Source organism: Desulfonatronovibrio magnus (genome assembly GCF_000934755.1).
Lineage (GTDB): Bacteria > Desulfobacterota > Desulfovibrionia > Desulfovibrionales > Desulfonatronovibrionaceae > Desulfonatronovibrio > Desulfonatronovibrio magnus.
In genome coordinates, this window is record NZ_JYNP01000036.1 from 17,685 (window position 1) to 44,402 (window position 26,718).

A 26,718-nucleotide genomic window follows, 5' to 3' on the forward strand; every position below is an offset into this window, starting at 1 on the left:
AATATTTCAGGTCTTTGGATGTGGAGCAGTGACTGGCTCTTCAGTGGGGACCACTGGCCTCATAAATGACACGTTTAAAACATCTGTTACTGCTCAAGCGGGTCCCGGAGTGCCTGTCCTCTGTTTTTCCTGAACAGGGCCAGACAGTTACAAAGTTTAGACTTTGATGTCTACTATGGGATCTCTTGCATCAGGGTTATGAGGAGTCTGCTGTTCTTCATGCTGTTGCTGCTCATGGTGTCCGGACGAACCGCCTTTTGGTTCGCGCTCTTTGATGGCATTGGAGGAAGTCTGGGCTGGCTTTTCAGTTTTAGCGATCTGCTGTGATTCTCTTTGCTGCTTTTGAATGACAAGCTGGCTCAGAAAGGCCTGATGAACTCCTGGCGCACTTTGTGCCGCAAATTGAATATGTTGAGCCAGAGGTGCCTGTGATATGACCACAGGCAAATCAATTGGTCTGATCATTTATCTCACCAGATACTCCTCAATCAACAATTCCTGGATGTTGCCCGTACTCAGATACTGATTAACAATGGACAGAATATCACTGCGAATTCTTTCAGTATTGTCCCAGTTGTTTAAAAAGTCCGCACTTTGGTTTCTGAGATAATAATATATGGCATCACGCAAAATAATCTGTTTATCTTTGATTTCACGATAAATCCGTTCATTATGGGCCGGAAGAGAAAATTCTGCAAAAAGAAATTGAATAGATTTATCATCCCTCAGCTCAATCATAAATGACTGCAGATGAACGATATCTTCAAAAAACTCAACATCAAAATCCACAAACTCAGGCATTGTGTCAGCAATTGAATGAGGATCATCAGGATCAAAAGGCTCACGCTCAGGTCTGAAAAAAATAAATATGATAATGGCTATTAACAGCAGCAGGGCGATAATGCCTGCTATAATGATTCTTTTGTCAAAACCCTTCCTGCCGGCATCCTTGCCGTCAAGATCATCAGCTTGATCATGACTTTCGTCATCGTCGCCATCATCCTGCTTCTGGTACTCTGGAAATGCTTCTTCATCTTCCTCTTCCAGAAATGGAGCATCATCAAGGTCAAGCTCAACTTTGTCCTTGGCGCGGTCTATGTCCAGTTCACTGCTGTCGAGAGTGACCTTTTTGTCTTCTGAGGTGTCCTTGTCAGCCATGGTTAACTATGTGCTAATGAGAAGCTTTATAAATGTTGTATGATCGATAAACAGTTATAGTCTGACGTCAGAGGTCAGGAATCAGAGATCAGACGTCAAATTTATTTTATTTTGAAAGAGCAATGATGCCCAAGATCCTTATTCTTCAGCCTTCAGACTTCAGCCTTCAGCCTTAAGACTTCAGCCTTCAGCCTTCAGCCTTAAGACTTCAGCCTTAAGACTTCAATCTTCAGCCTGAAAAGTAAGGTTATCGCCCAAACTTAACTATTCTTGTAAAAAATGGGTTGTGGGCACAGCAACACCGAATGCAAGGGGCTTATAAATCAGCTACTTTTCAAAAATTTTTTCGATTTTCTGGCCTAAAGTATCAGCAGTAAAGGGCTTTACAATATAGTTGGAAACCTTGGCCTGCACAGCTTCAATAATGTTTTCCTGCTGTGCTTCGGCAGTGACCATAAGAAAAGGCATGTCTGCGAATTCTTCACTGGCACGAACTTTTCGCAGTAGTTCTATCCCGGTCATTTTGGGCATATTCCAGTCGCTGACAACAAAGTCAATTTTGTCTTTATTAAGAATTTCCCAGGCGGTTGTGCCGTCATCAGCTTCCACCATATTGGTGAATCCAAGTTGTCGGAGAATATTTTTAATGATTCTGCGCATTGTGGAAAAGTCATCAACTACAAGAATACGCATGTTTTTGTTGGTGGGCATTGTTTCCTCCTAAATTTGATCATGCTCCTGCAAGAATTTTTTCTGAATTTTGCCTATTGCCTGTGAATGGAGTTGAGATACTCTTCCTTCTGTAATCTCCAGGACTCCTGCCACTTCTTTCATGGTAAGTTCTTCTTCATAATATAATGACAGAACCAACCGCTCTTTGTCGGTTAACTTGTCGATTATAGCTGCCACTTTGTCAACCAGATCATTAAAGATAGCGCTGACCTGTGGTTCGGAACTCATATCCTGTTCGCCTGCAATAGTAAAGTTTTCCTGAATGGCTTCAAGACTCAGGCAAATCTGGTTTTGAAGCGCTACCAGGCCTTCTTCCACTTCGTCATTGGTATAACCGGTAAGTTTTTTCAAGTCCTGGTTAGTGGGCTGTTTTCCTGAGTCCTGTTCAAAATTTCTTATGGTTTCTTCCAGTTTTTTTACTTTCTGGCGCAGGCCTCGGGAAAACCAGTCCATTTTTCTAAGTTCATCAAGCATGGCTCCGCGGATGCGATTGTCAGCAAATGTTTCAAACTTAATCCCCATACTGGGATCAAAATTGCCGAGAGCTTCCATAAGCCCCAACGTGCCGGCACTGACCAGTTCGTTAACCTCAATATGCTTGGGCAGCCGGTGCTTGAGCCTGGCAGCAGTGATTTTGATTTTATGTGAGTATGACCTGACAATATCATTTTGCTGCCGCGCAGTAAGTTCCTGGAAGGAAACATCCTTGTTTTCAAGGATTTGCCAGAAATTATTCCTGGAAGAGGAGTTTTTTCCAAAAGAATTTGATATTGCCATCTAAGTTTTGGTCCGGTTCCCAGTTTAATATTGTTTTGGCGATATTTATCATTGCCTTAGATGCAGGCGCACTCGAATCATAATGGCAAAAGGGGACTTGACTTGCAACACCTTTCTTAACTTTTTGATCCATAGGAATGATTCCGGTAAGTTCAAGGGAAACTCCACTTAAAAAATGATCGCAGGCATTGTAAAGTTTTTTAAAGACATTTTTAGCTTCTTCTTTTGATCTTGCCCAGTTGACCACAATCTTGAAGCGATCAATGTCATGTCTTGTTTTGAGTATTTTAATTAACGCATAAGCGTCAGTCAAAGATGTAGGTTCAGGGGTCAGTATCAACAGTCTTTGCTGAACAGCAAGGTTAAAATACAATACATTCTCATTTATGCCCGCACCTGTGTCTACAATAAGATAGTCTATTCTATCCTCCATAAAATCCATGGCTTCAAGCAGTTCCAGTTTCTGGCCGGTACTTAAGGAAAGCATTTCGCTGACACCGGAAGCAGCAGGCAGTATGTCAAACCCATATTCTGTTTTGACTATGATATCTTCTATTGGCGTATTTTCATGAAACAGGTGAAACAGATTCAGTTTGGGAGTGATGCCAAGCATGACATCAACGTTGGCCAGTCCTAAGTCCGCGTCAAGGATCAGTGCCTTTTTGTTCAGCTTGCTGAGACAATATGCCAGGTTGACTGAAATGTTGGTCTTGCCGACTCCGCCCTTGCCTGAAGTGACTGAGAGCACCATGGGTAGTTTGTTCTTTTTCATAATTTCAGCTCACTTCTTGAACTTGAAAGCTCAAGGTTAGTAACAGTTTTATGCGTTTAATGTTAAAAGTTTAGTAACTGTTCACTACATTTTTTCACTTTTGTGTAAAGCCTGTATCCTGGTTGGTTTTCGCCATTGCTGCCTGTTTGACCATCCCTGAGCCCGTTAGTCAAAATCAAGGATATGAAGGCGGACTTTTGGCTGCTTGAATAAATTGCTGGTTTTGACTTACGGGTTCATGCTGGGAGTTTGTAGCAAAAGAAAACCAGCCAGGATACAGACTGTCCTTAGAGCAGGGTGAATAAATACAAAGTTTATCCAGCACCCATGCCAAATGCAAAGAGCTAAGCTGTTACATAAATTTTATCTGTCCTTTTCCGCTCCGTTACTGCCGGGAATTTTTTTCTTAAAAATCAGCATCCAAAGATTTTCCTGGGTAGCAGATGAAGAGCTTTCCTTTAAGGATTTTCCAAAAGACCAGTAAGATACAGGAAGTTTACTTTTCCATGAGGCATTTACCAGAGCACCGTAACTGCAGGCTTCATCCACTTTGGTCCAGATAATGCTGCTTAAGGGAATTTGCCTGGAAACCTGCAGGTAGTGATCAATTTGAGTAGAACCATAAACCGGGCTCAAAATCATGTGGCATTGCATACCCAGCAAATCAACCACCTGTTTACTGACTGGAGCCTCATCCTGTCCAAAACCGGGAGTATCAACCAGGATAAGATCAAATTTATCTTTTTCTGTCTTAATTTCCTGCCAGTCAGAAGCATCTGTGATTTCAGTATAGTGCAGCCCTGATAATGAAGCGTAGTGCTTCAGATAAAGCCTGCCGCCGGCATGGAGCATGTCTGTATTGACGAGGCATATTTTCCAGTGTGGATTCTTTCTTCTGGCCTCTAAGGCCAGCCTGAGGACTGTAGTAGTTTTCCCGGCGCCGCTTGGTCCTATGATCCCATGCATTCTGCCTTTAGAGATAAATTTATCCCATGAGGAAGTCGGCACAAGATCACCCAGAATTTTAAGAGTAGGCTGATGAATATTTTCAGCGAGAGCTGACCACAGATCCATGATAACCTCCGGATATACTCCCTGTTTTTCTAAATATTCAAGGATCTGTCTCTGTCTTTTGGTGATGTTGGGGCCGGGTACATTATTCTTGATTATTTTATAGAAGCTGTTTTTAAAAGTTTCCCATTCCATTCTCCATTCAGAGTCAGAACCTGAGCTGTCGCCTCGAGCCATGATATCATGTTCAGGCTTGTTGCCGGCAGGAGCGTCAGGCCCATGTTCCAAGGCTGCAACCACTTCATAACTTTTCTTACCTTTGGTGTTGATACAATCACTGCTCAAGATAACTGCATCCGAGCCCAGCTCTTTCTTGATCTGACGGATCAGGCTTGAGTATGATTCACCACGGTAAGTTTTAATCTGCATTCTTTAAGCTCACAGTATTAGCTGATTCAAGCTGGATGTTTGCCGGAATTTCAGTTTGAGATATTACAGGTAAATTAGGGACAAAACGCAGAAGCAATTGAGCCAGATGAGGCCTGATGACCGGTGTGGTCAAAAGAACGGGCTGGCCATCAGGAACCATGGTCTGTTCCATGATTTTACTGATCTGCTGTATTATCTTTTGAGCCAGTTTTGGTTCCATAGCGAGATAAGTGCCGTGGTCTGTCTGCCTTAAGCCATCCTGAAACGCAGACTCAATATTACTGTCCATTGTTATGATTGGCAATACACCATCCTGGGTCAAATAGGGTTTGACAATGGTGCGGCCCATTTTTTGACGGACAAACTCAGTCAGCTGTTCAGGGTCTTTGGTTTGCTGTCCAAAATCTGACAGGGTTTCAATGACAGTCAGAAGATCTCTGATGGAAACCTTTTCCTTGACTAAGTTCTGCAGAACTTTTTGCAGTACTCCAAGACTGACAATTCCAGGTACCAGCTCTTCAACTGCTTTGGGAGCTCTTTGAGACAGGTTGTCCAACAGATTTTGGGTTTCCTGTCTGCCCAGAAATTCATGTAGATTGTGCTTGAATATCTCTGTCAAATGAGTTGCTATGACCGTAGAAGGATCAACCACAGTGTATCCGGCCATGGCAGCCTCTTCCTTTTTGTTTTCAGGTATCCACAGGGCTGGAAGATTAAAAGCCGGTTCAAGAGTTTCTATGCCCTTGATTCTGTGTTTGGCATCTCCTGGATCCATAGCCAGAAAATGATCTATCATTATTTCAGTTCTGGCAACCTGGTTGCCTTTGATGATAACTGCGTATTCTCCGGGTTTGAGTTGTAAATTATCCCGCAGGTGAAGTGAAGGTATAACAACGCCCATGTCAAGGGCAAACTGCCTGCGTATGGATCTTATTCTGGCCAGCAGGTTGCCGCTTTGATCCTCATCCACGAGAGGAATAAGTCCATAACCAACTTCAAGTTCAAGAACATCAAGAGGCAAAAGTGCATGTACTTCTTCCGGAGTTTCCATGCCAGGAGCCTGTTCTGTTCTTTTGGCCGGAGATTTTTCCTGGGCTTCATTTTTTTGGCGCTGAGAGAAAAATGAGACAGAAAACAAAAAGCCTGAAAGAAGCAGAAACACAAATGTTGGCATGCCTGGAACCAGTGCAAAAAGAAACAGTACACCGGATACAAGCTTAAGTGCTCTGGGATGATTGGTCAACTGGGCGATGAATTCCTCGCCCATTTGAGCTTCTGCTGCAGCTCTACTGACTATTATACCTGCGGATGTGGAGATGATGATGGAAGGAATTGTAGCCACAAGACCATCACCAATGGTAAGAAGGGTATATGTCTGGGCTGCTTCATTCCAGCTCATGCCCTGTTGAAAGATACCTATGAGCAGGCCGCCGACAATATTGATTACAGTAATAAGCATGCCTGCCTTGACATCACCTGATACAAACTTGCCTGCGCCATCCATGGCCCCATAAAAATCTGACTCTCTTCGTATGCCTTCGCGCTGTTTTTTGGCTTCTTCTTCGTCAATCAGGCCCGCGTTTAAATCAGCTTCAATGGACATCTGTTTGCCAGGCAGAGAATCCAGGGTAAACCTTGCTGCGACTTCAGCAATTCTTGTGGTTCCAGTAGCGATTACCATTTTATTCAAGGCAAAAAGAATCAAAAATATGACAATGCCTATTAAGTAGTTTCCTCCCACAACAAAATTGCCAAAAGATTCAACCACCTTGCCGGCTGCGTTGGTGCCTGACTCACCGTTGAGCAGGATCAGTCTCGTTGTGGCCACATTTATAGCCAGGCGCATGAGAGTAGTTACCAGAAGAAGTGATGGAAAGATGGTAAACTCCAGAGGTGTCTTGATGAACATGGCGGTCATTAGAATTACAAAGGCAAAGGACAGGTTGAAGGTGAGCATGATGTCCAGAATAATAGTGGGCAGGGGGATGAGCATGACAAAGAGGATGACCACTACACCAGAGGCCAGAAGAATATCTCCCTGGCGGGTGAATTTTTCGTAATCTAAGTTGGCTACACTTGCTCTTACTGACATATATTTGACACCTTAGTCTGAAGTTAGGGATTGTTCTAAAGTATTCTTTGAATATTTTTGTTACCGGTTACCAAGCCTTATCGGCCCTTAATCTTGTAAATTTCCGCCAGGACAGCAGCCACTGCCTTGTAAAGCTCTTCAGGTATTGTCTGTCCAACTTCTACACTTTTATACAAGGCTTGTGCCAACGGCTTGTTTTCTCGGATGGGGATATTGTTCTGACGTGCTGCAGCCTTGATTTTTTCAGCCAGGTGATTCACGCCCTTGGCCAGCACCATGGGAGCTGGAGCTGCGGCAGGATCATATTTGATGGCAATGGCTATATGTGTGGGGTTGGTAATGACTACATCGGCCTTGGGAACATCCTGCATCATACGCTGCTGGGTAACGCCCAGCATTTTCTGTCTCTGCTGCTGCTTAACTTTGGGGTCACCTTCAGCCTGTTTACGTTCATCCTTGACTTCATCTTTTGTCATTTTCAGGTTTTCATTGTAGTCCCATCTTGTATAAACAACATCAGCAATGGCAATAATGAGCAGAGGAACAAGAGCGAAAAGAGCCATCTTGAAGCCTGTATTAAGAATATATCCGCCGATCATAGCAGGGCTGGCGTAAAATAGAGGAAGGAGATTGGCAAATTCAAGCTTGAGAACAATGTAAGGCGCAACAGCAACTGCAGCTGCCTGAAATACGTTACGTACCAAGCGGACCAGGGTTTTCAGATCAAACATTTTTTTCTTGAGCCCCTCCACAATGTTGAAAACCTTGAGTTTGGGCTTAAGAGGTTTCAAGGTCCACAGTGGGCCTACCTGCATAATCATAATGGCTATGGTAAAAATCAGTATGAAAATCATCACCGGCAGAACAATTTTACCCATAACTATGGCACAGAACAGAAACAGTTCATAAACAGTTTCTTCATTAAACTGCATGACAACGGCCTGACTCAGAAACCAGTCAATGGTCTCCATTATACTGTCGCGTATATAGGGAAAGGTAAGGCGCAAGGCTATTATGCCGCCTACCAGGCCAATTACCTTGGACAGCTCCTGACTTTTGGGGACATTTCCCTCTTCTCTTGCTTTGTTGCGCCGTTTCGGGGTCGCTTCTTCTGTTTTGCTCGGATCTTTTTGAGGCATGACTGTCCTTCTACCTTCTAACTGTGGTTTGCAGCAAATAGTAGAGGTTTTCGCCCAGGGAAGTAATGAACTGGCTTACATAAATGGTAGTAAGTTCAAACACTAAACCCAGAAAAAGAAAACCAACTGCAATTTTCAAGGGAAAACCGAGAAGCAGAACGTTCATTTGAGGGGCAGCTCTGGATATCAGCGCCAGACCAAGATTTACCAGAAATATTGTCGCTATTATGGGTGAGGCAATCTTTAAGGCCAGGACAAAAATTTGACCCGAAAGCTGGATTACATGATTGACCAGCTCAGGACTGATAAAGATTCCACCGGGAGGAACGAGTTCAAAGCTGTGCGTCAAACCGCGCAGCATATATAAGTGACCGTTGAGGGCCAGAAAAGTCAGCATGGAAGTCATGTAGAGAAAGTGGGCTGTAACAGCTTCGGAAACTCCTGTTATGGGGTCAACGACATTGACCATGGCAAAACCCATTTGAAAGCCGATAATCTGACCTCCAGTCTGGATAGCAGCTATCAGAAATCTGACCATAAGTCCCAGGATCAGGCCGAGCATCAACTCTCCAAAAATCCAGATTACGATCTGAAACGGATGAGCAGGAACATAAGTGCCCTCAAAAGCCAGATAGGGCCACAGCCCGAGGGACATGACCAGACAAAGAGCTGCCTTTATGGTTGTGGGAATGGCTTCACCACCAAAAAATGGGAGAAGAAAGACCACGAGACTTATTCTGATGGTTGTCAGCAAAAAGCTCATTATGGTTTCGGGATCAAAGTTGAAAAGTTCCATACTGGGGCTTTAGCAAAACCTGAGCCACAGAGCATGGAATTTGTGAGATAGCAGGAAATTGATGTAATGTATGGACGAAATGTAAGGAAGATGTGAGTGGAATGTTTAGAGATGGTTAGCTGTTAGCTCGTAGCTGCTGGCTCGTGGCTGTTAGGCGCTTAGTGGAAATTTCAAACAAACATGTAGGTTGTTAAAAATCCTTGCTTTCATGTTTTTGGGGACAGGCACCCCGGCACTTATTTTTTATTGAGCAAGAAACAAATTAGAAAAATAAATGCCGGGAGAGCCAGTCCCCGTGCTCAATCCGTCATTCATAGGTTTACCTGAAGCTGCCCCGAAGGGGCCACTTTTTCCGTGCAAGCTCGCGGAAAAAGCTTAGTATCTTACCGATTCAATCCTGTAGAAAAAAACAAAAAAGTATTTTAACCTTGAAAGAGCAATGACGCCTAAAATCCTTCAGCCTTCAGCCTACAGTCTGAATAGTTCGGTTATTGCCCCAATTTAACGATTCCTGTTTAAATTGGGTTGTGGGCACAGCCCGCAGTAGCTTGTAGTTGTTGCTATCTGATTATTGCTGAACAGGGGATTTGCATCCGGAAAGTCAGACTTTCCGGATGAAAAAATTAATTTAGAATATATCTTTTGGGGTTTACGGGCACATTGTTGATTCTGACTTCATAGTGAAGATGTGGGCCTGTACTTCGGCCTGTATTGCCTACATAAGCGATAAGCTCGCCCCGGGAAACATGCTGGCTTTTTTCAGCTAAGTACTCTTGCAGATGTGCGTATCTTGTTGAAATACCCCGTCCATGATCTATGATCAGAGTGACTCCGTATGCACCGTCACTGCCGCTGAATATGACCTTGCCATCTGCAGGAGCATAGATGGGAGTTCCAATGGGGGCGGAAATATCAAGGCCTCTATGCAGTTCGCGTCTGCCTGTGAAGGGTGAGGTGCGGTAGCCGAATTCGGAAGTAACCCAGCCCTGAGTTGGCCAGATGGAGGGGGTGGAGGACAAGAGATCGTTCTGACTTTTAATTGCCTGGATAAGTTCCTGCTGGCGTACTTCCTCTAAACGGGCTTCAGTGCTGAGTTGTTCAATGAAGTTGTGCATTTTTCTTGCCAGCATTTCCTGCCGATAAAATGGAAAGGCTTTAGAAAAGTTGTTGTCTGTTGGCCCTCCTACTGAATGGGTAGTTGTCTGCATTTCCGGTTCCAGGTCGAGCATTACCCTCAAACGGTCGTCAAACTCCTTAACCCTGTGAAGATCCTGTTCAAGTGTTTTAACTTTATGATAGAATGATGAAATTTGAATTTCTTGAGAATGTTTTCTCTCCTGGGCGTATTGTAGCTGGTGCTCAATTGACTTGAAATTGGCATAATAGTTCCAGAAAAAAATATTCGAACCAATGAGAGATGCTAACACTATAAATGATAAGACAAATATCCAGCCGGGTATGGATATTTTTGAACATGTCCCATATTGTTCTTTAAACAGGACAAATTGATATTTTTTAAAAATCATAAAAAAATATCTCCATTGTTGATTGTTGTCTGTCAAGAGCTTGTTATACTGAGATTCATACGGGATAACCGCGATTCGGCACCAACCACAGGTATCAGAAAATACATGTGTTATGTCCAGGAACCTGAAGCTTGAGCTTTCAGTCTGAAAAGTCCAGTTATGCCCGCAACTTAAAGTTCCTTGTTTCAATTGGATTGTGGGGCACAGCCCATGTCAGTATGAAAGTTACTTTCAAACCACTATGTGAACTCTTGCATCAAGTCAAGCTGCCATTTCTTCAAAGCATTAATAATGTTCTTTCTGTATTTTTTATCATGTCTATAAATATTTTCGAGAATTTCCTGGATCTCAATACGTTTGCTGATTCCGGCTGAAGGGCATGGGTTTCCCCATACAGGCAAACCCCATCTGCGAGCAGCATTTTTTATGAACTTTTTTTCAACAGTCAGCATAGGCCTGATGAGGGTCAATTTACCATTAAAAAAGGCTTCTCTCGGCGAGAGGCCGCCAACTCTCCCATTTTGGGTCAGGTTCATAAAAAAGGTTGCTGCAAGATCATCAGCGTTGTGCCCCATGGCAAGGTGAGTAAGGCTGTACTTTTGGCAGAGGTCGAAAAGAATTTTTCTTCTGGCCCAGGAGCATAGGAAGCAGGCAGATTTTTTCTGATGAGGCTTATGGGATTCAGGCCCAATGTCAGTTGATTCGATATGTGCACTGACCTGATGTTCCTGAAGCCAGTCCAAAAGTGGCCCGTGATTATAGTTGTCAAAACCTGGATTGACGTGCAAGATCATTAGTTCAAGTTTAAAGGGTACAATCCGCTGGCGCAACATCAAAACTATGGTCATAACCCAGCTGTCTACTCCACCTGAAAGAGCTATTCCAATTCTGGCTCCAGGATGAATCATGCCGGTTTCCTGCATCAATTTGCCGCAACGGCCGAGGCAGGTTTTTTGAGCGTGGTTTAGTTTTTTGCGAAACCCCATAAAAATCCATTTTTGACTGTTATTGTCAATAATTATATGAAAGCTGCACTTTTTAGTCAACTTGCTTAAGTGTTATAAGTTATAAGCTCCTCAACCGGGCAGCCCAGGACCGAACCTGTGAGTAACTGTCTTTAAAGTGGAGCCTGCATCCTGCAGGCTATTTAATTCCAGGCGGCTGGAAGCCGCCTCCACATTGAAGAACAGTCCCGTATTTGGACATTGGGACAGTCCCCGTGAGGTGCTATAAAAAAGATTGAAGCTGCATTGGTACCTTGTAGAGATTTGTTTTAATGGAAAAATTTTCACAGCGAGGGACAGCCCCCCCTCCGGGCTGTAAGCCTCCGGGCAGGAAGCTGTGCCTGGCGTAAAGCTCTCATCTTTGACGGAACTTTTCTGGCAAATGTGCATCAATCATAGGCAAAAATCGTAAAAACTTGAAACAGCCTCAACACGTTAGAGATTGCCGCGCTCGAAGACTCGCTCGCAATGACACCTGAGCTGTCAGGGATGTAGTTGCGCAAAACCTGTCACCCATGAGGGAGCCTAAGCGACCGAAGCAATCTGTATGGTAAAGACATAATGCTTCCTGTGAGTAACTCATACCCCTCGTTCCCAGGCTCCAGCCTGGGGGCGTTTTGTTCTTGCGGCTCCAGCCGCTTCTTAATATCAAAACCTGGATTCCGGCTTTCGCCGGAATGACGATAATGAGCTACACTTTGCTTTAACCGTCACCCCGGACTTGATCCGGGGTCCAGTTTTTTTGAAGTTACTTGTAAGCTCCTCCCCCGGGCGGACCGGGACCGAACTTGTGAGTAACTAAAAAATTAGCCTCAACACGTTTGAGATTGCCGCGCTCGAAGACTCGCTCGCAATGACACCTGAGCTGACAGGGATGTGGTAGCTGAAAACCTGTCATTGCGAGGGAGCCTAAGCGACCGAAGCAATCTGTATCGTAAAACCGTAATGCTCTGAATTTATTGCATATACGTTTGAAGTTACTTGTAAGCTATCAGTTATCAGGAAAACCAATTAACTGATAACAATTTCTTGTTTTTTTCTACCGGATTAAAACGGTAATTTACTGACTCTCAATGACAATATTAGTGCTTGACCTCTTACAAGCAGGTAAGTTATATGTTTGTGTTTTGCTGACAGAAGACATCTTTGAAACTTTCCCTGTCATAAATCTTCCGGTGAAGGCTCGAAATGACAGATCACAGCTCAGGGATGTTTGTCAAAATAATTTGAAAAATAATGTGAGGTTATTATGGCCAGAATTACTGTAGAAGATTGCTTGGATCAGGTTAATAACAGGTTTTTGCTGGTTCAGATGACTGTTCGAAGGATTAAGCAATACCGGGAAGGATATCCTAAGCTTGTTGAAAGTAAAAACAAGCAGATTGTAACTGCCTTGCGCGAAATTGCTGGTGGCAAGGTCATTCCTTCTCAGTCTATACACAAAGCTGGAGTCAGGGTTGATTAAAAATGGCTGATAAAAGGGATTACTATGAAGTGCTTGGTGTTTCTAAGCAGGCCGGTGACGAAGAAATAAAGAAGGCTTATCGAAAACTGGCCTTTAAATACCACCCGGATCGCAATCCTGATGATCCTCAGGCGGAGAATCTTTTTAAAGAAGCTGCCGAGGCCTACGAAGTCTTGCGTGATCCAGGGAAAAGACAGAGATATGATCAGTTTGGTCATGCAGGTCTGAGCAATAACGGTTTTGACGGTTTTGCAAGCAATGAAGATATCTTTAATTCTTTTTCTGATGTTTTCAGTGATTTCTTCGGCTTTGGGACTCGCAGCGCCAATTCTCCAAGATCAGGTGCCGACTTACGTTATAATCTGACTATTTCGTTCCAGGAAGCGGCCAAGGGAACTGAAGTGGAGCTTGATCTGCCCAAAAGAGAAACTTGTGAGAGATGTTCCGGAGACGGCTCAGAACCGGGGCACTCTGCGGAAACTTGTGCCCACTGCCATGGGCGGGGACAGATTCACCGTTCTCAAGGTTTCTTTCAGGTGGCCATGCCTTGTCCCATTTGCAGAGGGCAGGGCATGATGATTACAAATCCATGCCATGACTGCTCTGGTCGAGGTATTGTTTCCAAACACAAGAAGCTTAAAGTCAGAGTTCCCGCCGGGGTTGATAATGGAAGCCGCCTTATGCTTCGGGGAGAAGGCGAACCCGGCGAAAACGGTGGCCCCCCAGGTGATTTGTATGTTGTTCTTTATATTGAAGAGGACAAGGTTTTCAAAAGACAGGGCCAGGATCTGATAATCAGTGTGGATATTTCTTTTGTCCAGGCTATTCTTGGAGATAAGGTTGAGGTTCCTACTCTTGATGATCCCATCAGCATGGAAATCCCCAGGGGAACCCAGAGCGGCAAAGTTTTACAGCTTAAAGGTCTTGGTTTGCCTCACCCAGGAAAGACATTTAAGGGTGATCTGCTTGTCAAGGTTAATGTTAAAATTCCCAGAAAAGTCAATAAGAAACAGGAAGAATTGCTGAGAGAATTCGATAAGCTTGAAGGAAAGAAAACTGGGCAGAAAGTAAAGAGTTTTTTCAAAAAGGTCATGGGAGAGTAGCATTTTAATGAGTAGCAGATTTACTCACTTTGATGAGACCGGCGGTGTGCAGATGGTGGATGTCGGAGCAAAGCAGCAGACCGAGCGAAAAGCTGTCTTCCGCAGCACGGTCAGATTGAACAGAAACACCTTTACTAAGCTGCAGCAGGATCTGATGCCCAAGGGAGATGTCCTGACAACAGCCAAAATAGCCGGAATAATGGCTGCCAAGGAAACCAGTCGCCTTATTCCCATGTGTCATCCTGTTTTTTTGAGCTATGTTGATGTTCGTTTTCACTTGAACAGTGAAATTCCGGGAATCATAGTAGAAGCGGAAGCCAGGACCATATCTTCCACTGGAGTAGAAATGGAAGCATTGGTAGCAGTTCAAACCGCCTGCATGACCATATATGATATGTGCAAGGCGGTTCAAAAAGATATTGTTATTGATTCCTGCAGATTGATTTATAAAAGTGGGGGCAGAAGCGGGACTTTTGAGGCAGAGTAGTTTGATTTAGTGCTGCTTCTTAGTAATTTCAAAATAAACTGGACCCCGGATCAAGTCCGGGGTGACTGACACTTCCAGTAAGCACCTGACTTACTGCATATTATATCACCAGCTCATCCTGACTTTTGCGCCTGCATTAGTCATGTATTGCTTAAGTTCAGGAATTGTGTACTCACCGTAATGCACAATAGACGCAATCAAGGCTGCTGAAGCTTTACCCTGAGTTACGGCTTCAACCATGTGTTGCGGGTTTCCAGCTCCTCCTGAAGCAATTACAGGGATGCTGACGTGTTCTGAGATTATCCTTGTGAGGTTGAGCTCATAGCCATCTTTGGTTCCATCGGCATCGATGGAATTAATGCATAACTCTCCGGCACCGAGTCTCTCGGCCTCCTGGGCCCACCAAAGCGCGTCAATCCCCATATGTTTTCTGCCTCCGTGAATCACAATTTCATATCCTGAAGGAATATCCGGGGTTTTATCTACCTGAAGCACATCCATACCCACTACAATGCATTGCGAACCAAAGGCTTCAGCTCCCTGGCAAATAATGGAAGGATTTTTTACCGCTGCAGAGTTGACAGATACTTTTTCTGCTCCAGCCAGGAGTACTGCACGCATATCTTCAAGCTTGCTGATTCCGCCCCCTACAGAAAATGGAATAAAGATGGATGCCGCTACTTCTTCTACAACCTTGAGCATAATGCCCCGGCCTTCGGCAGAAGCTGTTATGTCATAAAAAACAATTTCATCAGCACCTTCTTCATAATATTTTCTTGCAGTTTCAACAGGGTCGCCAATATCAACATTACCCTTGAACTTGACTCCTTTGGTCAGTTTGCCGTCCCTGACGTCAAGACAGGGGATGATTCTTTTACTGAGCATTACATCTCTCCTGACAATAATTGTAAAAATTGGAAAGGATTTTCAGGCCTGGGCGTCCACTCTTTTCCGGGTGAAACTGCATGGCCCATAAGCCTGGTCTACCGTAAACAGAGCAGAATTCCATCCCGTATTGAGTGGTGCCCACAATGTAAGCAGGATCAGGCACAGGAAAGAAACTATGCACAAAATAGAACTCAGCATCCTCAGGTACTCCTTCAAACAGCAAGCATTCCTTAACCAGTTTAACACTGTTCCAGCCCATATGAGGTATATTGATTGGATCACCTGCTTCATCCATGGTGCTGGTGGAAAAACGGTTGCATCTTCCAGGAACTATTCCCAGAGTTTTTGTACTGTTTTCCGTGCTTTCATCCAAAATGATCTGACACCCGAGGCAGATTCCCAACATGGGTTTGCCGGCCAGGATCAGCGATTTTATGGTCTGGTGAAGGTTGCTGGCTTTGAGGTTGCGCATGGCAGAGCCTGCCGCACCCACTCCAGGAAAGATAAAACCGGTTGATGAGTCCAGCACTTTGGGATCGCTGGTAATGCGGTTGGGAATATTGAGATGGTCAAGGGCACGTTTGACGCTTGTCAGGTTGCCTGCCCTGTAGTCTAAGATTGCTATCATGCTCATTACCTTCCAATGTTAGTAATTTATTGCCTCGGCCACCGGGGAAAGGCATTTTGCCGACCATAAGCCGTAAAACAGCCGGACTGTCCGACGGCAAAAGAGCTAGTCCCCTTCCAGTTTAAACACAGTGTCACTGTAGTGGCAACAAACTTATCTGATTTGATCTGCCCAGTCTCTGGTTTCAAACCAGTAATGCTTTCTTTGTTTCAGCCACCCTTCAGCTTGAACAAACCTGATCCAGTTATCGAGAAAGTTAATTATGTCGTAGTCACCTTTTCTAACAGCAAAACCAATAGGTTCCTGAGTAAAGTTCTCTTCAATGGGTACAAAAAGACGGTCAGGGTGCTGGATAGCCTGAAAAGCCGGCAGGGGTGCGGAAGCAACAACTGCGTGGACACGTCCGTTCATCAGTTCCTGAATAGCCTGGGCTTCATCATCAAAAAGCCTTAAAGAAGCCTCAGGCATGAAATCGCCTGCGGCTGACGCAGCAGTTGTTCCAAGTCTGGCAGCTATGGTGACATCAGAACTGTTAAAATCATCTAAGCTGGTAAAGCCTTTGGCCTTTTGTTTATGCGCGACTATGGACATTCCTGAATAATCATATGGCATGGAAAAGTTAACTTTTAGATTGCGATCTGGCCGAATGCCCATGCCGCCGATAATTATATCAAACTTACCAGTAAGCAGAGCGGGTATAATTCCTGACCATCTTGTTGGAACAAACTCAACATTTACTCCCATATCCTGGGCCAGTCTTGTAGCTACATCAATTTCAAAGCCGATAAACTCTCCCTCTTTACTCTGCATGGCCCAGGGTACAAATGTTGACATGCCGACTCTCATTACGCCGCGTTTCATAACCTGTTCAAGGGTACTTTCCTGGGCTAATTGTGAGCGCACCTGTGATGAATAGGCGCTTCCAGCAATGAAAAATAAAATAAAAATGGATAGTATGACTGGTTTCAGATAAGACATGTTTCCTCCGATTTGATTAGGGTGTCAATTGGGTCAGACTGCAATTACCGTCTCCTGACTCATGCGACTTCAAGATAGAGTTTTTGCAGTCCAGGCTGACCCGACCAGCTGCAGCAGAATTTCATGACTGCACTCCCCGGTGCAGATACATTTCAAGAACATAGACCACAAAAGTAATGAATAGCGCAACAGAGAGGTAAATTACCGCTACAGTAAACCATATTTCAAATGTTAAAAAAGTATTAGATATTACGACCTGTCCCTGCATTGTCAAGTCATATATGGCTATGGTGCTGACCAGTGCCGAGTCTTTGATCAGAGCCACACTCTGATTTGTAATGGGAGGGATAAGAAATTTATAGGCTTGAGGTATGATAATATAAAAATAGGTCTGCATCCTGTTCAGTCCGGTACTTTGGGCAGACTCCCACTGGCCCTTGTCAATGGACTGAATACCGGCCCTGATGATTTCAGACGCGTAAGCACCTTCAAAAAGACTCAGGGTTAGAACAGCCGTCATGAAAGCATCTATGCCCAGAATTGGCGAGAGAACAAAATAATTGAATAAAAGCTGGATCAAAAGCGGAGTGTTGCGAATGGACTCAACATAGACCCTGGCCAGTAATGATGCAACAAAAGAGTCTGAAAGTCTGAATATAGCTGTAATAAGGCCAAAAATCAAAGTCAGGAAAAGACTTAAAAAAGCAATCTTAAGGGTAACCCACAGACCCTGCAGTAAAGGGCCGGGAACAAACCCGTTCTGATCTAAGGTGAACAGAAACTGTTTTACCCTGTACCACTGCCAGTTATACTCGAGCCTCTCAGACCCTGTTGATATGAGCCAGTATAATAGACCCAGGATAATGAAAAATTTTACAATATCCTGGAAGCTTTGAGAAATTAGAGCATGGTAAAAATTTTTAAAAAAACGCAAAAACATTTCTGGTTCAGGAGCAGGCCTCTGCAAATTCAGTTTTAAGGGAATCCATAAGCTCCTTGACTGAGATCAGACCGGTAATCCTGCCCGCAGTCTGCCCTGCAAAGGCAAAACCCCTGTGCATTTTACCTTTTTTTGCATTATTGAGGGCAGCAGCAATGCAATAAGGGCTTTTCTGATAATCACAGGTAACAATGCATTGATATGGGCATTTAAAAGGTTTCTTTTTGCCCAGTTCCACATCTTGAAGAAAAGTATTGCGCAGTGCTCTTCCCGGCATACCTACCGGGCTTTTTATGACAATAACATCATCAGGCCCTGAGTCGATAAAAGCCTGTTTGAATCCTGGATCTGCATCACATTCATGGGTAGCCACAAATCTGGTACCCAATTGAACGCCGGAAGCTCCAAGTTTGATGAATCGACAGATATCTGCACCTGTATAAATGCCGCCTGCAGCGATAACAGGTATAGGACTGTTATGTTCTTCTTCAAAGTGCTTTACAGTCTTCACCACCTCCTGGACAAGATTTTCCAGTTTAAAAGCAGGATCATCCAGCTGTTCTGCTTTGAAGCCGAGATGACCTCCGGCCATAGGGCCTTCAACCACAAAACCGTCTGGAACATAGTTGAACTTGGAGATCCATTTTTTGCAAATAATCTTGGCTGCACGGGCGGATGATACAATGGGTACCAGCTTGGTTCTGGACTCTTCATTAAGGTATGAAGGCAGATCAAATGGAAGGCCTGCACCAGAAAAGATGATATCTATGCCTTCCTGAATGGATGTCTTGACCATATCTTTGAAGTTGGTCAGGGCAACCATGATATTAACTCCCAGGATTCCGGAAGTCATTTCCCTGGCTTTGGCCACTTCTCGCTTCAAGGCTCGGATATGTGCCTGAACAGGGTTTCTGGCGACATCAGGTTCGTCAATTCCAATCAGGGCCGCTGATATGACACCAACTCCCCCTTGCTGAGCTACCGCTGAAGACAGCCCTGCCATGGAGATACCTACACCCATGCCCCCTTGAACTATCGGTACATCTGCAACTAAGTCTTTGAATCTAAGTTTGGGAAGCTCCATTTTTCCTCCGGTATTTGCTGAAATAATTATTTCTTTTAAGCACAGGACATGTCAAAAGGCAAGTGAGTTAACTGGTCTTTGTTTTAACGGGCAGGTTGTAATTCGGGTTGAGAAAAGGTGTGGGTAATGTTATCGGTTAAGCTCAGGCAAAAGGAGTCAAGCATTTTCTTCTTTCGATTGACAAATTCCTCCTGACCCAGTCTGGAACCCGTCAGACCTCCTGTGAGGGATATTTCTGATAAATAAAATTTTTCATTCCGGTCCATCAGAACATCCATAATGGCATAAGGAAATTCTCCTCTAAGCATGATTTTATGGCAGAATTCCTGCAAGCAGTCGGGCATGGAGATTCTAATGGCCGTACCGCCCTGGGCCAGGTTTTTGCGAAAGCTGTTGGGATTGATTTTTTCATAGGCCTCAGAATAATCTTCAATAATCAGAACCCTGATGTCTCTTGCATTTTCCAGAAATGGCTGCACCACAAAAGGAAAAGGCAGCATTTCCATGGCTGCAAGGCTTTGCAGGTGCTCAAGGCTGCTCCATTTGCTTAGCCCAAGACCTAAATGCTTTCGATCCCGCTTGCAGACAACAGGCAGGTCAGGGGGATAGTCGGGAAGTTTGCGCATGATATCCTTACTTCTGTAGGCTACAAAGGTATTGGGCAGCATGAATGAACTAAGCACCTGCGCCTGAAAAACTTTAGATCTGCTCAGGAACTGAGATAAGAGAGAGGGGTAAACAATCACGCCCCGATTGATAAGATCAAGAGCTTTAAATTCTTCGCCTGGTCTTAATATAAGATTGCCCACAAAAGCATCGCCTTTATCAAGGCTCAGATATACTTTTCTGAATTCAGCTATACTGCGAACAATCATTTTTTGTCTTGGAACTCCTTGATTTTTTGACGCACCTTGTCTTTGGCCTTGTCAATATCCTGGGGATTAATGCCTATTTTCTGAGCATATGTGTATATTTTGGATTCAATTTCAGGCATTTTTGTTTCTAACTTTTCTCTGCCTGTCTCAAGGTTTTTTTTGATTTCAGTCCAGAGTTTCTGAAAGTTTTGATCATTCATCAGTTTTGCTCCTTGGTATTGGGGATGATATAAACAGGGTAATTAATATATCTGATTTCTGCACGAAACACAGCTGAACTTGCGAGCAACTTGATGAACCATAAAAAAAAGGGTTGCCTGAAGCAACCCTTATATTTTTGATGGGGTGAGTGATGGGACTTGAACCCACGACCACTTGGGCCACAACCAAGTGCTCTACCAACTGAGCTACACCCACCATTGGCAAAAAATTAAATTTATACTTGTATCAACCTGCAGTCAAGCAGAATTTTTTATCTACCGGTTAGTAACTTACCGTTTCAATCCTGCAGAAAAAAAACAAGAAAGTAATTTAACCTTGAAAGAGCAATGATGCCCAAGATCCTTACTCTTCAACCTTCAACCCTCTGTCTTCAGCCTTCAGCCTTCAGCCTTCAGCCTTCAGCCTTCAGCCTTCAGCCTTCAGCCTTCAGCCTTCAGCCTGAAACCTACGATTATCGCCCCAAATTAAAGATTCATTTTAAAATTGGGTTGTGGGCACAGCCCGCAGGTGGAAAAGAGCGGAGCGTTTTAAATATTATAAAGCTCACTTCCGGGAATAATCCGGACACCATTTTTTTGAAGAGTTTCAATGGCTTCATCAGTTCTATCAAACCTGAAAATCAGGACTGCATTCTTGCCGCTTTGCTGGACAAAGGCATACATATATTCCACATTGATGCCATTTGTGCTGAGCATGGATAAAATATCATGCAGACCTCCGGGTCTGTCTTCCACCTCAGCAGCAACAACATTGGTTCGACCAACAGTAAAACCATTATCTTTAAGGGCTTTTTTGGCTTTTTCATGGTCTGTAACAATAAGTCTTAAAATACCAAAATCAGTTGTATCAGCCAGGGAAAGTGCGCGGATATTCACCCCTGCTTCAGAAAGAGTTCTGGTAACGTCAGCAAGTCTTCCTGCTCTGTTTTCCAGAAATATAGATATTTGTTCTACCTTCATGATTAACCTCTTTGTTGATCTATGGGTTGATGAGAAATGGTTGAAACAAAAAAGTACAAGCGCTTTTTTGCAATTCAGCCTGTATTTTAAAGTTTGCGCTTGTCAACGATCCTTTGTGCCTTGCCTTCGGATCTGGCAATGGTTCTGGGTTCTACAAGGGTAATCTTTGCTGTTACTCCCAGAAATTCCTTTATGTGAGACATAATCTTTTTTTCAATTTGTTGCAGATGTTTGATCTCATCAGAAAAAAGCTTTTCATTGACTTCCACCTGCACCTCTAAGATGTCCATTGAGCCTTTGCGATCTATGATGAGTTGGTAGTGGGGGCTCAGTCCTTCTGTTTCAAGCAGAATACTTTCAATCTGTGATGGAAAAACGTTGACTCCTCTAATGATGAGCATATCATCACTGCGCCCGGTGATACGCTCAATGCGGTAGTGGGTTCTTCCGCAGCGACAGGGAATATTGTTGATCCTGGTAATATCCCGGGTGCGGTATCTGATTAAAGGTTGTGCCTCTTTGGTCAGTGTGGTTATGACCAGCTCTCCCTTTTCTCCTGCAGGCAATGGTTCACCTGTTTCAGGATTGATGATTTCAATAAGAAAATGATCCTCCCAGATGTGCAGTCCGTCCTGAGCGGCAATACACTCGATGCCGACTCCAGGCCCCATAATCTCTGACAGACCGTAAATGTCCAGGGCCTTGAGCTGCAGTTTGTTCTGGATGTCATGGCGCATTTCCTCTGTCCAGGGTTCTGCTCCAAAGATACCCACCTTCAGTCTGAGGTCGTCTATATTGATTCCGTTGGCCAGGGCAGTCTCATATAAATGCAGGGCATAAGACGGGGTGCAGCAGATTACTGTAGGCCCAAAATCTTTCATAAGCATCACCTGTCTTTTAGTGGCACCGCCTGACACAGGCAAAATGGTTGCTCCCAGAGCTTCAGCACCGTAATGCGCACCAAGTCCGCCAGTGAACAGACCATAACCATATGCATTGTGTACAATGTCGGCTCTGGTCACGCCGCATGCCTCAAATGATCTGGCCATAAGACTTGCCCAGTTGTCTACATCTCTTCGGGTATATCCAACAACGGTTGCTTTTCCTGTGGTGCCCGAAGAAGCATGCACCCGGACAACACTTTCTCTTGGCACGGCAAACAATCCGAATGGATAATTATTTCTAAGATCCTGCTTTTCAGTAAATGGCAAGTGTTTAAGATCATTCAAAGACTTGACATCCTGAGGTTTTACTTTCATTTCAGAAAATTTTTTGTTGTAAAAAGGTACATTATGATAAACTTTTTCAACAAGATATTTGAGTCTTTTAAGTTGCAGGGTTTCCAGTTCATCCCTGGGCATGGTTTCATTCTGGACATCAAAGACCATAATTTTCTCCTGAGCAATTTAAAAAATAAGTAATATTTTAGTAACTTACCGCTTCAACCCTGTAGAAAAAAACAAGAAATTTAGTAACAGTTTAGCCATTTGCATGTGGCAGGGGGACTGGCTCTCCCAGCCCTTGTTTTATTAAGTCTGTGTTTTACATCAACAAAAAACAAGGGCTGGGGTGCCTGTCCCCTGCTTTCCTTAGAAAAGGGCTAAACTATTACGAAATTTATTTAACCTAAAGAGCAATGATGCCCAAGATCATTATTCTTCAGCCTTCAGCCTTCAGCCTTCAGCCTTCAGCCTTCAGCCTTCAGCCTTCAGCCTGAAAAGTAAGGTTGTCGCCCAAACTTCACTATTCTTGTTTAAATTGGGTTGTGGGCACAGCCCGCATTAGTGACTTACCGCTTCAATCGTCTGTCTTAAATTATTAAAAACAAAAACTTTTCCAAGTTTGCTGCAGTTGTAATTTTTGCCTCATGAAGCCATGTATAGTCAAGGGAAAAGTACAGTAAGCACCCGGAGTTTATATCTCTACTTGACACGTTTTGTCTGATACCTTTATCTGTTCTTCAATATTTCAGCAAATGTACCTGTTTAGCGCTTTTATGGAAAGCAGGGGACAGGCATTCCGGGACCCACTTGAGCATCAATTTGTGCTCAAAATGACTCATTTTTGGGCAAGTGGGTCCAGGAAGAGCCAGTCCCCCTCCGGGCTGTATGCCTCCGGGCAGGAAGCCATGCCACAACATCCAAAGCGCTAAACAGATACCAGCAAATTTATTAACCCGACAGGATTATTATGGACAAATTAGTAATACAAGGCGGAAACCGCCTGCAGGGCGAAATCAGAATCAGTGGATCCAAGAATGCTTCACTGCCCATTCTTCTTGCATCCCTGATGCCCGAGGGTGATGTAGTTCTTGAAAATGTACCGGAACTCAGGGATATAAGGACGACCTTAAAGCTTTTGACCCTGCTGGGGTGTAATTCAGATTTTAATGGTCCTGAGGTGGAAATCAGTGCGGGCAATCTGGTTCCGGAAGCGCCTTACGATCTTGTAAGGACTATGAGAGCTTCAGTGCTCTGTTTAGGTCCGCTCCTGGCAAAGCTGGGCAGGGCCAAAGTGGCGTTACCCGGAGGGTGCGCCATTGGTTCAAGGCCAGTGGATCTCCACTTGCGAGCTCTTGAGCGGATGGGTGCAACATTTGATCTTGATTCAGGATACATTATAGGAACATGCAAATCTCCCCTTAAGGGAGCACATATTACCTTTGATTTTCCAACTGTGGGCGGTACTGAAAATCTGCTCATGGCTGCAAGCCTGGCTCAAGGCAAGACAATTCTTGAGAACGCGGCCAAGGAACCTGAGGTTGTTGATCTGGCGAATTTTCTCAATGCCTGCGGAGCAAGAATTAACGGGCATGGAACAAGTATCATTACTATTGATGGAGTGCCAGCTCTTAATGGGTGCAGATACAGAGTCATGTCGGACCGTATTGAAGCAGGAACCTACATGGTAGCAGGGGCAATCAGTTTTGGAGATGTCCTGCTGACCAATTGTCCTGTTGAAGAACTGGATTCGGTCAGTGCCAAGCTTCAGGAGATGGGTGTAAAAGTAGTAATGCAGGATAAAGGAGTTCAAATCAGTGCTGATGATAAGCTGAGTTGTGTTGATGTTGTCACCTTGCCTTATCCTGGCTTTCCTACAGATATGCAGGCTCAGATCATGGCTTTGATGTGCGTTGCACGGGGCAGCGGTGTAATTAAGGAGACAATTTTTGAAAACAGGTTCATGCACGCCTTAGAGTTAATCAGAATGGGTGCCAATATCAAGCTTTCAGGTCAAAACGCAGTGGTAAGAGGAGGAAAGAAACTTATGGGCGCTCCTGTTATGGCTTCAGATCTTCGGGCCAGCGCAGCCCTGGTCTTGGCCGGTCTTGTTGCTGAAGGTACTACCGAGGTCAGCAGGATTTATCATTTAGACCGAGGCTATGAAAGCATGGAGAAAAAGCTTTCCAAAGTAGGTGCCAGAATTGAGAGAGTGTCTCAATAAGTTCTTCTGCCTTGTAGCGTAAGTCCTTAAACGAGCTTATTTTTTCAGCACATTACCTTACCTTACTCATAACAACAAACAACCTTTTGGAGCGTAATAAAATGGTTATTCCTGCCCCCATAGAACGTCTCAAGTTTTTTAAAGGTCAGTTGGGGATTGATGAACAGGACTTTATTTTCATGAGGCAGGGAGGGCGATACTTTATAAAGGAAAAAGATCATTTTGCTCAATGGTTTTTCGATTATTTTATTCAGCAGCCTCATACTAAGGCTGTGCTTGAGCATGAGACTCAAAGTGATCAGCTGAAAAACATCTGGGCTTTCTGGTTTGAGTCTCTTTTCAAGACAAATGGAGGTGATGATTTTTTTGTCAGGCACTGGAAAAGCGGGTTGAAGCATGTTCAAATTGGCATAGATCATAGATATATAAACATGGCTTATGGTCTGGTGCGACGTTTTGTGCATGAAATTGCCCGTAGAGAAGTTGATTCTCAAACAGTGGATCAGATGATCATCAGTATAGATAAGGTTTTGGATTTATGTATCCTTATTGAAACCGATGCCTTCATTACTACCATTACTCAGTGTGACCATGAGGTGATCAAGGGGATAGCTCATCAGGTGCGCAATCCACTGACTGTAATCGGCGGAAATATAATGCGACTTCAAAAAAAAGTTGCTCAGGATGATCCCCGTCGGGAAATATACTCCACCATGCTGTCCGAAGCAAAAAGACTGGAGATTATGGTAAAGAATGTGGTAACATATAATGAAATTTTTCAAAAGCAGCCTGTTCCTGTTCTTTGCAATGTTCAGGAAGTTATAGAGGCAAGGCTGCAGGAACTTGAGTCATCAATGCAGTCAATCAGTGTCGAGATCAGTTTTGATGGGCAGCAGCCTCAGGTCTTAGCTGACGAGTTTGATTTTAAAGTACTGTGTCTACATGTTTTACAAAATGGCATTGAGGCTTCTCTTGAGTCTTCTAATCCTGTGTTGCGAATAAGTACTCTTCTGAATCCGAAGAATCCTGGTTACTTAGAGATCAGGATTTTCAATAATGGACCTGCTCCGTCCCGCGAAACACTTGAGCAGATGTTTACACCCTTTTACTCCACTAAGGCCATGGGAACAGGCTTTGGACTGCCCATTGTAAAGCTGGCAGCCCGCAAAAATCATGGAAATTTCACCTTGGAGGTTGTGGAAGGCCAGGGAGTTGCGTCTGTGATCTCAATGCCCTTACCCTGAGCTGATTAGGCGCTTATTGGAAATTTCAAACCAACATGTTGTTTCATTTTCAAAGAAAGCCAGGAGTTTTTGCCCACGGAACACACGGAAGGGCACGGAAGTGTTTTTCAAGCGTTGCGAAGCAACGCATATTCCATGAAATTCAGTGTATTCCGTGGGCAGTCTCTTTTGTCCCGAAGGGGCCTCTTTTCCCGCGCAGGGTCGCGGAAAAAGCCTAGTAACTTACCGTTTTAATCCTGTAGAAAAAAACAAGTAATTTATTTACCCTTAAATGAGCAATGATGCCCAAGATCCTAATTCTTCAGCCTTCAACCTGAAAAGTAATGTTATTTCATGCTCATTTTGAAAAACACTACTTTTTTAAAAAACTTTCTGGACAAAGATTAATTCATACGGTAGCTGAAAACTACTTTGTTGGTATGTTTTCAGGAAAAAAACAATATTGGAGAAATTATGAAACTATCTACTACTATTCGTTATGGCACGAGGCTTATGTTGGATATGGCGGAACAGCAGGGCAAAGGGCCTATAAGGATTAAGACGATTGCTAAACGTCAGGGTATTTCAGAAAAGTATCTCGAGAAGATTGTCAGGCTGCTCAGGAAGGCTGGACTTGTAGATGGTCTCAGAGGTCCTGGAGGCGGATATATATTATCAATCCCTCCGGAGAAGATAACTCTTGCTGATATACTTGAAGCTGTTCAGGGAAAAGTTGAGCTATGCCCATGTCTTGATGAACCTGAAAATTGCGAGAAACACGATGACTGTAAAACCAGAAAAATCTGGAATGACATTAACCAGATTATCTGGATCAAGTTGAAAGGGATCAGTCTGGCTGATCTTAGAGATTCAGCCTGCCCCAGCGAAGATGACCTGCAGGATGATACAGCGGCTCTGATGAAAGGGATTAAGTTTGATTAGTAATCTGATAGATATAATACAACTTATCTTTGGTGACAGTCAGG

General features: G+C 44.0%; 26 protein-coding genes and 1 tRNA gene. 6 read left to right on the plus strand and 21 right to left on the minus strand.

Annotated elements, in window-relative coordinates; translation table 11 throughout:
* Positions 1-156: 156 nt before the first annotated feature.
* The 11 genes from LZ23_RS04755 to LZ23_RS04805 all read right to left on the minus strand — a co-directional run bounded on the left by LZ23_RS04755 (position 157) and on the right by LZ23_RS04805 (position 11,418).
* Complete coding sequence (locus tag LZ23_RS04755) at positions 157-465, minus strand: hypothetical protein (protein ID WP_045212050.1); 309 nt, start codon at positions 463-465, stop codon at positions 157-159.
* Positions 466-1,158, minus strand: a complete 693-nt coding sequence (locus LZ23_RS04760) for a flagellar basal body-associated FliL family protein (RefSeq protein ID WP_045212052.1) — start codon at positions 1,156-1,158, stop codon at positions 466-468.
* Between the two features lie 327 nt (positions 1,159-1,485).
* Positions 1,486-1,869 (minus strand): chemotaxis response regulator CheY, encoded by a 384-nt coding sequence (locus LZ23_RS04765; RefSeq protein WP_045212053.1) that lies wholly within the window; start codon positions 1,867-1,869, stop codon positions 1,486-1,488.
* Positions 1,870-1,878: 9 nt separating this feature from the next.
* On the minus strand, positions 1,879-2,667 hold the full coding sequence (locus LZ23_RS04770) for a FliA/WhiG family RNA polymerase sigma factor (RefSeq protein ID WP_045212055.1): 789 nt from the start codon (positions 2,665-2,667) through the stop codon (positions 1,879-1,881).
* Entirely contained in the window at positions 2,621-3,439 is an 819-nt protein-coding gene (locus LZ23_RS04775; protein ID WP_045212056.1) for a MinD/ParA family protein, read from the minus strand. The genes LZ23_RS04770 and LZ23_RS04775 overlap by 47 nt, the downstream gene beginning before the upstream one ends.
* A 363-nt stretch (positions 3,440-3,802) precedes the next feature.
* Positions 3,803-4,879 carry a flagellar biosynthesis protein FlhF gene (locus LZ23_RS04780; protein WP_045212058.1) on the minus strand — a complete coding sequence of 359 codons (1,077 nt, stop codon included), beginning with the start codon at positions 4,877-4,879 and terminating at the stop codon, positions 3,803-3,805.
* Positions 4,869-6,971, minus strand: coding sequence for a flagellar biosynthesis protein FlhA (gene flhA / locus LZ23_RS04785; RefSeq protein WP_045212060.1), 2,103 nt, complete (start codon positions 6,969-6,971; stop codon positions 4,869-4,871). Before flhA ends, LZ23_RS04780 begins: the two co-directional genes overlap by 11 nt.
* Before the next feature lie 77 nt (positions 6,972-7,048).
* Entirely contained in the window at positions 7,049-8,110 is a 1,062-nt protein-coding gene (gene flhB, locus LZ23_RS04790) for a flagellar biosynthesis protein FlhB (protein WP_045212061.1), read from the minus strand.
* 10 nt (positions 8,111-8,120) lie between these two features.
* A complete protein-coding gene (gene fliR / locus LZ23_RS04795) occupies positions 8,121-8,906 on the minus strand; it encodes a flagellar biosynthetic protein FliR (RefSeq protein WP_045212063.1) in 786 nt (261 codons plus the stop codon).
* 623 nt (positions 8,907-9,529) lie between these two features.
* Positions 9,530-10,432, minus strand: a complete 903-nt coding sequence (locus tag LZ23_RS04800; protein WP_045212064.1) for a M23 family metallopeptidase — start codon at positions 10,430-10,432, stop codon at positions 9,530-9,532.
* A gap of 239 nt (positions 10,433-10,671) precedes the next feature.
* A complete protein-coding gene (locus tag LZ23_RS04805) occupies positions 10,672-11,418 on the minus strand; it encodes a tRNA lysidine(34) synthetase (protein WP_045212119.1) in 747 nt (248 codons plus the stop codon).
* A 1,267-nt stretch (positions 11,419-12,685) separates the two neighbouring features.
* On the opposite strand from LZ23_RS04805, the gene rpoZ reads away from it, so the two are divergent.
* Genes rpoZ through moaC form a run of 3 tightly spaced genes read left to right on the plus strand, consistent with a single transcriptional unit; the run spans position 12,686 to position 14,491 of the window.
* Entirely contained in the window at positions 12,686-12,901 is a 216-nt protein-coding gene (gene rpoZ / locus LZ23_RS04815; RefSeq protein ID WP_045212067.1) for a DNA-directed RNA polymerase subunit omega, read from the plus strand.
* 2 nt (positions 12,902-12,903) lie between these two features.
* On the plus strand, positions 12,904-14,004 hold the full coding sequence (gene dnaJ, locus LZ23_RS04820) for a molecular chaperone DnaJ (protein ID WP_045212069.1): 1,101 nt from the start codon (positions 12,904-12,906) through the stop codon (positions 14,002-14,004).
* Positions 14,005-14,011: 7 nt separating this feature from the next.
* Positions 14,012-14,491 (plus strand): cyclic pyranopterin monophosphate synthase MoaC, encoded by a 480-nt coding sequence (gene moaC, locus LZ23_RS04825; RefSeq protein ID WP_045212071.1) that lies wholly within the window; start codon positions 14,012-14,014, stop codon positions 14,489-14,491.
* Between the two features lie 105 nt (positions 14,492-14,596).
* Here moaC and hisF read toward each other — a convergent pair whose 3' ends face one another.
* The 10 genes from hisF to LZ23_RS04875 form a co-directional block, all read right to left on the minus strand.
* Positions 14,597-15,376, minus strand: coding sequence for an imidazole glycerol phosphate synthase subunit HisF (gene hisF, locus LZ23_RS04830; protein WP_045212073.1), 780 nt, complete (start codon positions 15,374-15,376; stop codon positions 14,597-14,599).
* Positions 15,366-16,007 (minus strand): imidazole glycerol phosphate synthase subunit HisH, encoded by a 642-nt coding sequence (gene hisH / locus LZ23_RS04835; protein WP_045212075.1) that lies wholly within the window; start codon positions 16,005-16,007, stop codon positions 15,366-15,368. The genes hisF and hisH overlap by 11 nt, the downstream gene beginning before the upstream one ends.
* A 153-nt stretch (positions 16,008-16,160) precedes the next feature.
* Positions 16,161-16,985 carry a transporter substrate-binding domain-containing protein gene (locus LZ23_RS04840; protein ID WP_045212077.1) on the minus strand — a complete coding sequence of 275 codons (825 nt, stop codon included), beginning with the start codon at positions 16,983-16,985 and terminating at the stop codon, positions 16,161-16,163.
* A gap of 121 nt (positions 16,986-17,106) precedes the next feature.
* Positions 17,107-17,919 carry an amino acid ABC transporter permease gene (locus LZ23_RS04845; RefSeq protein ID WP_232300408.1) on the minus strand — a complete coding sequence of 271 codons (813 nt, stop codon included), beginning with the start codon at positions 17,917-17,919 and terminating at the stop codon, positions 17,107-17,109.
* A gap of 13 nt (positions 17,920-17,932) precedes the next feature.
* Complete coding sequence (locus tag LZ23_RS04850) at positions 17,933-19,009, minus strand: NAD(P)H-dependent flavin oxidoreductase (RefSeq protein WP_045212078.1); 1,077 nt, start codon at positions 19,007-19,009, stop codon at positions 17,933-17,935.
* Positions 19,010-19,092: 83 nt separating this feature from the next.
* Positions 19,093-19,884: an ATP-grasp domain-containing protein gene (locus LZ23_RS04855; protein WP_045212080.1), complete on the minus strand. Its 792-nt coding sequence runs from the start codon at positions 19,882-19,884 to the stop codon at positions 19,093-19,095.
* Entirely contained in the window at positions 19,881-20,084 is a 204-nt protein-coding gene (locus LZ23_RS04860; RefSeq protein ID WP_045212081.1) for a hypothetical protein, read from the minus strand. The genes LZ23_RS04855 and LZ23_RS04860 overlap by 4 nt, the downstream gene beginning before the upstream one ends.
* A gap of 141 nt (positions 20,085-20,225) precedes the next feature.
* Positions 20,226-20,301: transfer RNA gene (locus tag LZ23_RS04865), tRNA-His, on the minus strand.
* Positions 20,302-20,633: 332 nt separating this feature from the next.
* The gene (locus LZ23_RS04870) at positions 20,634-21,065 is read right to left on the minus strand and encodes an ACT domain-containing protein (protein ID WP_045212083.1); all 432 of its coding nucleotides are present in this window, start codon (positions 21,063-21,065) and stop codon (positions 20,634-20,636) included.
* Between the two features lie 86 nt (positions 21,066-21,151).
* The gene (locus LZ23_RS04875; RefSeq protein ID WP_045212085.1) at positions 21,152-22,453 is read right to left on the minus strand and encodes a phenylacetate--CoA ligase family protein; all 1,302 of its coding nucleotides are present in this window, start codon (positions 22,451-22,453) and stop codon (positions 21,152-21,154) included.
* Between the two features lie 802 nt (positions 22,454-23,255).
* On the opposite strand from LZ23_RS04875, the gene murA reads away from it, so the two are divergent.
* The 3 genes from murA to LZ23_RS04895 all read left to right on the plus strand — a co-directional run bounded on the left by murA (position 23,256) and on the right by LZ23_RS04895 (position 26,674).
* On the plus strand, positions 23,256-24,509 hold the full coding sequence (gene murA / locus LZ23_RS04885; RefSeq protein ID WP_045212088.1) for a UDP-N-acetylglucosamine 1-carboxyvinyltransferase: 1,254 nt from the start codon (positions 23,256-23,258) through the stop codon (positions 24,507-24,509).
* 101 nt (positions 24,510-24,610) lie between these two features.
* Positions 24,611-25,753: a protoglobin domain-containing protein gene (locus tag LZ23_RS04890; protein ID WP_045212090.1), complete on the plus strand. Its 1,143-nt coding sequence runs from the start codon at positions 24,611-24,613 to the stop codon at positions 25,751-25,753.
* A 453-nt stretch (positions 25,754-26,206) separates the two neighbouring features.
* The gene (locus tag LZ23_RS04895) at positions 26,207-26,674 is read left to right on the plus strand and encodes an RrF2 family transcriptional regulator (RefSeq protein ID WP_045212122.1); all 468 of its coding nucleotides are present in this window, start codon (positions 26,207-26,209) and stop codon (positions 26,672-26,674) included.
* The last annotated feature ends 44 nt before the right edge of the window (positions 26,675-26,718 follow it).